At 58.0% G+C, this 6,092-nt stretch carries 5 protein-coding genes and 3 pseudogenes; 5 read left to right on the top strand and 3 right to left on the bottom strand.

Annotated features, from left to right (window positions below):
• Together A7K61_RS01865 and A7K61_RS01860 are read right to left on the bottom strand one after the other, a co-directional pair.
• Window positions 1-209: pseudogene (locus A7K61_RS01865) on the bottom strand (VOC family protein); the annotation flags it as partial.
• A 43-nt stretch (window positions 210-252) separates the two neighbouring features.
• Entirely contained in the window at window positions 253-1,362 is a 1,110-nt protein-coding gene (locus A7K61_RS01860) for an S-(hydroxymethyl)glutathione dehydrogenase/class III alcohol dehydrogenase (protein ID WP_069556840.1), read from the bottom strand.
• 157 nt (window positions 1,363-1,519) lie between these two features.
• On the opposite strand from A7K61_RS01860, the gene A7K61_RS01855 reads away from it, so the two are divergent.
• The 5 genes and pseudogenes from A7K61_RS01855 to A7K61_RS33435 form a co-directional block, all read left to right on the top strand.
• A complete protein-coding gene (locus tag A7K61_RS01855; RefSeq protein ID WP_069556839.1) occupies window positions 1,520-2,425 on the top strand; it encodes a LysR family transcriptional regulator in 906 nt (301 codons plus the stop codon).
• Between the two features lie 515 nt (window positions 2,426-2,940).
• Window positions 2,941-3,369 carry a hypothetical protein gene (locus tag A7K61_RS33300; protein WP_069556838.1) on the top strand — a complete coding sequence of 143 codons (429 nt, stop codon included), beginning with the start codon at window positions 2,941-2,943 and terminating at the stop codon, window positions 3,367-3,369.
• Window positions 3,370-3,720: 351 nt separating this feature from the next.
• Window positions 3,721-4,029 carry a hypothetical protein gene (locus A7K61_RS33295; RefSeq protein ID WP_069556837.1) on the top strand — a complete coding sequence of 103 codons (309 nt, stop codon included), beginning with the start codon at window positions 3,721-3,723 and terminating at the stop codon, window positions 4,027-4,029.
• Window positions 4,030-4,032: 3 nt separating this feature from the next.
• Window positions 4,033-4,503, top strand: a pseudogene (locus A7K61_RS33290) (amidohydrolase family protein); the annotation flags it as partial.
• A gap of 6 nt (window positions 4,504-4,509) precedes the next feature.
• Window positions 4,510-5,430: pseudogene (locus A7K61_RS33435) on the top strand (hypothetical protein); the annotation flags it as partial.
• Window positions 5,431-5,706: 276 nt separating this feature from the next.
• Here the strand turns inward: A7K61_RS33435 and A7K61_RS33430 are convergent.
• Complete coding sequence (locus A7K61_RS33430) at window positions 5,707-6,027, bottom strand: hypothetical protein (protein ID WP_256557692.1); 321 nt, start codon at window positions 6,025-6,027, stop codon at window positions 5,707-5,709.
• Between the last annotated feature and the right edge of the window lie 65 nt (window positions 6,028-6,092).

The raw sequence follows: 6,092 nt of genomic DNA, 5'->3' as shown, positions 1-6,092 counted from the left end.
CAAGGCGCTTCACCATTGCCCGGGCGGGCGATGATGAAAGCCGGCTTTTCGCGACCGAAAAGCACCCATCCGTTGCCGAAAGGACCGAGGTTCTTGATGCCGAGAGCACCCAGAGCGGCGTCGTAGAACGCTGCCGACTTCTGAACGTCGGCGGCGCCGATAAAGACATGCGAGAAGATGCCGTCGCCGGAAATGACAGGATTGGACATGGTTAATTTCCTTGGTGGTTGGTGTTGAATGGACAGTGAGTGATCAGTAGTGGATCACTGTGCGAATCGACTTGCCTTCATGCATCAGGTCGAAGGCCTTGTTGATGTCGTCGAGGCCCATGGTGTGGGTGACGAACGGGGCGAGATCGATCTCGCCTTTCATTGCGTCTTCCACCATGCCGGGAAGCTGAGTGCGGCCCTTGACCCCACCGAAAGCCGAACCCTTCCAGGTGCGACCGGTGACCAACTGGAACGGGCGCGTCGAAATTTCCTTGCCTGCACCAGCCACGCCGATGACGATCGACTGGCCCCAGCCACGATGTGCTGCTTCCAGTGCCGAGCGCATCACGTTGACGTTGCCAATGCACTCGAAGGTGTGATCGACACCCCAACCGGTCATCTCGATGAGAACCTCGTGAATCGGCTTGTCGAAGTCCTTCGGGTTGAGACATTCGGTCGCGCCGAAGGTACGAGCCAGCTCGAACTTCGCTGGATTGGTATCGATGGCAATGATGCGACCTGCCTTGGCTTGGCGCGCACCCTGAATCGCTGCGAGCCCGATGCCGCCGAGACCGAAGATGGCCACCGAGTCACCTGGCTGCACCTTGGCCGTGTTGTGAACGGCGCCGATGCCCGTGGTCACACCGCAACCCAGTAGGCAGACGTGCTCGGGATTGGCGTCGGGGTTGATCTTGGCCAGCGATACCTCAGCCACTACCGTGTATTCGCTGAAGGTCGAGCAGCCCATGTAGTGGTAAAGCGGCTGGCCGTTGTACGAGAAGCGGGTCGTACCATCGGGCATTAGCCCCTTGCCCTGGGTTGCGCGAACAGCGACACACAGGTTGGTCTTGCCGGACTTGCAGAACAGGCATTCGCCGCATTCGGCGGTGTAAAGAGGAATGACGTGATCGCCAGGCTTCACGCTGGTCACACCTTCACCCACCTCCACGACGATACCCGCCCCCTCGTGACCCAGCACGACCGGGAATAGACCTTCGGGGTCATCGCCCGACAGGGTGAAGGCGTCGGTATGGCAAACGCCAGTATTTGTGATCCTTACGAGCACTTCGCCTTTGCGAGGCGAATCAACGTCGATCTCGACGATTTCCAGCGGCCTTCCAGGCTCGAAGGCGACTGCTGCACGGGATTTCATGATGTCGTTTCCTTATCAGGGGGCACAGGAGCGGAGCATTCCGCTGAGTTGTCAGTATAGGAGACGACAAAGCTGCAAAATATGGAATTTTTTCGATTTTATAATTCCATTTGTGGAACAATTAACGATCAACGAAGCTGGACATGAGGTATGGGTAATGACCAAAGATATCGAACTGCTGCGCATATTTCGGGTGGCGGCCGAAAGCAGCAGTTTTCGCGACGCAGCCGTGCGTCTGGGGACTTCCCCTCAAGGCGTCACGCGAGCTATCCAACAACTGGAGAGACACTACTGCGAGGTGCTGTTCCATCGCAGCACGCGACAGGTGCGCATCACCGCCTTTGCCGAAGGCCTGCTGGAACAGGTGCGCCCTGTGCTGGAGCGGTTCGAGGATCTATGGCGAACGCCTGCGGCCGACCAGCAGACTACCCTGTCGGGCACGGTCCGCATCACTGCACCGCACAGCCTGGGTACCAGAGCAGTTTTACCTGCATTGGAGCGCGTTGTCGCACGTCATCCTGGGATCAACCTGGATGTGCGCCTGTCCGATCGCATCAGCAACACGGTTGACGACGGGATCGATGTTGGCATCAGAGTTGGTTTCATGCGCGATAGTCGCTTCGTCGCGCGCAAGGCAGCCGATATGAGGTTGCCAATCGTTGCCGCTCCAAGTCTTATCGAGAAAGTGGGCGCACCTGGCGATATCGATGCGTTGGCCGGCCTACCGATCGCCGCAGCCCTGGATACCAATACCGGCCGCCCCTGGCCTTGGCACTTCAAAGGGGGGCAGCAGTGGATACCCGCAGCTCCCACCCTCATTGCCGACAATGCCGACATGGAAATAGGCGCCGCACTGGCCGGGGTCGCCTGCGCCCAACTAGCGGACTACATGGCGGCCCCCTACATTGCCAGCGGGAAACTCGTGCAAGTGTTGCAAGACGAAGAGCCTCCGGCATGGGGGTTGTACGTCTATCGACCCCAGCGTGGCCCCGTTCCGGGACGGGTTCGAGTGGTATTTGATGAAATGCTGGCCGCCGTTGGGGCGCTGCCAGCTTTGCGCTGACACGCAGCTTGGCGTTACAGGGCCTACGTCGTGGAAAGCGAGGCACTGGGCCTTGGTGGCTCGCCTTTGCGGTTGAATAGTTACTCGGGCTCGGGGAAGCTTTTACGAGCCTGTTGGAGGTGGTAACAGTCGCTGCCTACCGTCCACGCAACGGATAGGGTTTTCTTGATCATAGATAACTCTGCGTTGGGGATAAAACAGCAGGCTGGAGGGTCGCTGCTAGACTCGGTGATGCGCCCCAAAACGCTGTCGTGCTTCCTGCTCATCTCAAGTTATATTTTGGCACTAGGAAAGAGCAAGGAATGCTGTCGGGCACAGACTTTGGATACGGAAACTAACTTCGTTACCTACTTAGTGGGTTCAACAATGCCACCGGCCCTAACGGTCAGGAATGAGTGAGCGAGGAGCGAACATGCCAACTGTCCATCATCTTCGGTCAGGTCTATTAGCTGCCATCTTCTTGGCGGCAGGGTGCGAGTACGGCGACCGCAGGAACCACCTCATCGCTGCAGGATATGGTCGAGGCGGTGGAGACACTGCCCGAAATCATCCTTTACCCGGCTAAGGAAATCGTCACCCTTGACCCGGCGAAACCCACCGTCCAGGCCGTGGCGGTCGTCGGCGATCGCATTATCGAGACGGAATCGCTTGACGAATTCAAGGCCGCGGCTGGCAAGCAGTCCTACACGGTCAACAACCCCTTTGCCGACCAGGTCATCGTGCCAGGCTTCATTGCCCAGCACGATCATCCATTGCTGGCCGCACTGACAATGACCAGCGAGATCATCTCCATCGAAGACTTGGTGCTGCCGAAGGGAACATCGAAAGCAGCCAAGAACCATGAGGAATACCTCGCGCGCCTGAAGGCTGCCAACACTGCGCTGAAGGATCCAGATGCGCCTCTGATCAGTTGGGGCTATACTAATACTTCCATGGTGCGCTGAAGAAGGCCGACCTTTATACAATCAGCAAGACTCGACCGATTATCATCTGGCACCGGTCGGGTCATGAGTTTTACGTGAACTCCGCTGCCGAAAAAAGTATGGTGTAACGAAAGCCTGGCACGACAGGCTGTCCGACAGCGCAAAAAGACAGTCGGACTTTGCCAATGGCCACTATTGGGAACCGGGCGGATTCGCTGTCCTGCCGCTGATCGGTCCGGTAATCGCCTCGCCGCAACGGTTACGCGCAGGGCTCGAGTTCGTTCAGACCTACTACCACGCCAACGGCGTAACGTTGGGTGCGAGCCCGGCGGGCGGCATTCGTCGAAAAAGTTGCAGGAAGCCCAAAATGCAGTGCTGAGCAGTTCCTCGTCGCCCTTCTGCTTCTATTACATCGTTGACGGCAAATCGATCACCGGCGTTTACCCCGATGAAAAGATCGCCGAGGAAAGCGAGAAGATCCTGACCTGGGGACAGGGTATGACCGCGTATCTTCCCAAGCAAGTGAAGCTGTTCGCGGACGGCGCCATCTTCTCCCAGCTCATGCAGGTGAAGGATGGCTACACCGACGGGCATAAAGGCGAGTGGATGATGGATCCCGATCTGTTTGCCCGTCGTTCCGCGTGTACTGGGACCTCGGGTACCAGATCCATGTGCACGTGAACGGTGACGCCGGCCTCGACATGTTGCTCGACCAGCTTGAGCTCAATATGCGCCGTCACCCTCGCCCCCGACCACCGCACTGTGATCGTTCACTTCGCGGTCTCGACGCCTGAACAAGTTGCGCGTATTAAACGACTGGGTGCCATCGTGAGCGGGAACCCGTACTACCCAGTGGCACTTGCAGACAATTACCGTACCAACGGGCTCGACCCCGCGCGGGCGGATAACCTGGCCCGCATGGGTGATGTCGAGAGGGCCGGCATTTCCTACTCTTTCCACTCCGATATGCCGATGGCCCCCGGCCAGCCGCTTTTCCTGATGTGGACCGGCGTAAATCGCATCACCAACGATGGCAACCTGCGCGGCCCCGAACAACGGGTTAGTCGCCTCGGCGCCCTGAAAGCGGTGACGCTGGATGCTGCGTACTCGCTCCAGCTGGAAAAGGACGTCGGAAGCATCGTGCCCGGCAAACTCGCAAAATTCTGCAACGTAGCCTCTGGCTGGAAAAAGGGCATTGTCGATAAGAACGTTCAAGGCAGTCGACGGCGCATCAGGATTGACGCTCAAACTGCATGTTCCACACCCTCGAGGAACTGAATGCCTGGCTGGGCCAACGCTGTCGTGCGTGCGCTCTGGAGCGAGCTGCTACACCCCTAGTGCAACGGGCTGACGGTGGCGGACGTTTTGGAGCTGGAGCGGGTCGAAATGGATGCCGACCGCCTTTGATGGCTACGTCGAGCACACCGTAAGGGTCTCCAGCACCTGCCTGATCTGCGTGGCACGAAATCGCGATTCGGTGCCGTGTGAGCGAGTCGGCCAATGGGTAAGCAGCCGTCTATATCCCTCCCGGCTCAGGGTCATCGCCGATGACACGATGATTGCCAGCCACGAGTGCCTATTTGATTGAGATCAGGTCAGGTTTGACTGGCAGCATTACATCCCACTCATCGAACGCAAACCCAGTGCACTGTGCAATGGCACGCCGTTTGCTGATCTGCCCACTCCGTTGCGGCTTCTCAAGCGGGGCCTGAGACATCACAGCAACGGTGATCAAATTATGACGTAGGTATTGGCTGCTGTGCCCATCGCTGGTCTCGACCCGGTGCTGGTAGCAGTAGAAGTGGTGCTTGAGTCGGGACCTTCGGTCCCCCTGTGTGAAGCGCTGAGCGCGGCACGCGCGAAATCGATTGGCGCTTGCGAGGATTGTCTGGCGCCCTGAGTGCCGATCACATCCTAAATGTTCTCGCCCGACTCACCGCCACTGCACCGCCGCTCTCCGTAGACACCAGCCTACAACTTAAGGTGGCACCCGTTGCCAACACGGCCCGATATTACCAACTCCGTACAACAGATGAGGAGAGCCGCCTGCCGGACTTGGAAATCAGGAATGACATCCTTTGACAGCCTCATCAACGCTGGGACAGGTTTATTCTTGCCTGCTGGATGTCGACAGTTCGCATGCTGAAGATTCCAGACTGAATGGGATTAGACCAGTCAATGGTAAGCTTTTCACAGGCTCGCCCCCCCCATCGACAGTGACTTCCGGATGAATGGTATTCTCTCGGCCGGCTATGTCACTGTTACGACGATACGCCAGGACGGTTCGCGGCAAGTGTTTAACTATGCAGACAGCCGGCTTTCTGGAAATCACCACCGAAATTCCGGAGCCGCATGGGTTCAAAAGTAGCCGTTGCTCTGCCATCTGGTGAACGGACCGTCGAATTCACGGAGCATGCTCACAACAACCTTGAAGTGGATAGCCGTGACCACAACATGCGAGCTGCTTATATTCACATTATTGGGAACACGGCCGTGTCGGTGAGGACCATCATCGGCTGGCTGTTGGCATAGGCGCTTGGCTGGCTGTGGATGGCCCAGCGGTTCGAACATCTGCGCCACGTGGCCATAATCCGGATCGTAGAAAAGAATGTCACGCATCCAGAGCGCACCAAAGTCCAGCGCTTCGACGCGTTGCGCCATCTCGAAATGACCGCGCATGGTCGGGGCCGCTCGGCCGGGGTGGGTTTCCAGCGGCAAAATCGGACCGATAGTGAGTGCTTCTG

It is taken from the genome of Pseudomonas sp. AP42, assembly GCF_001728935.1.
Lineage (GTDB): Bacteria > Pseudomonadota > Gammaproteobacteria > Pseudomonadales > Pseudomonadaceae > Aquipseudomonas > Aquipseudomonas lactis.
Note: the sequence above shows the minus strand (reverse complement) of the source record. Positions and strands in the feature narration are given on the sequence as shown.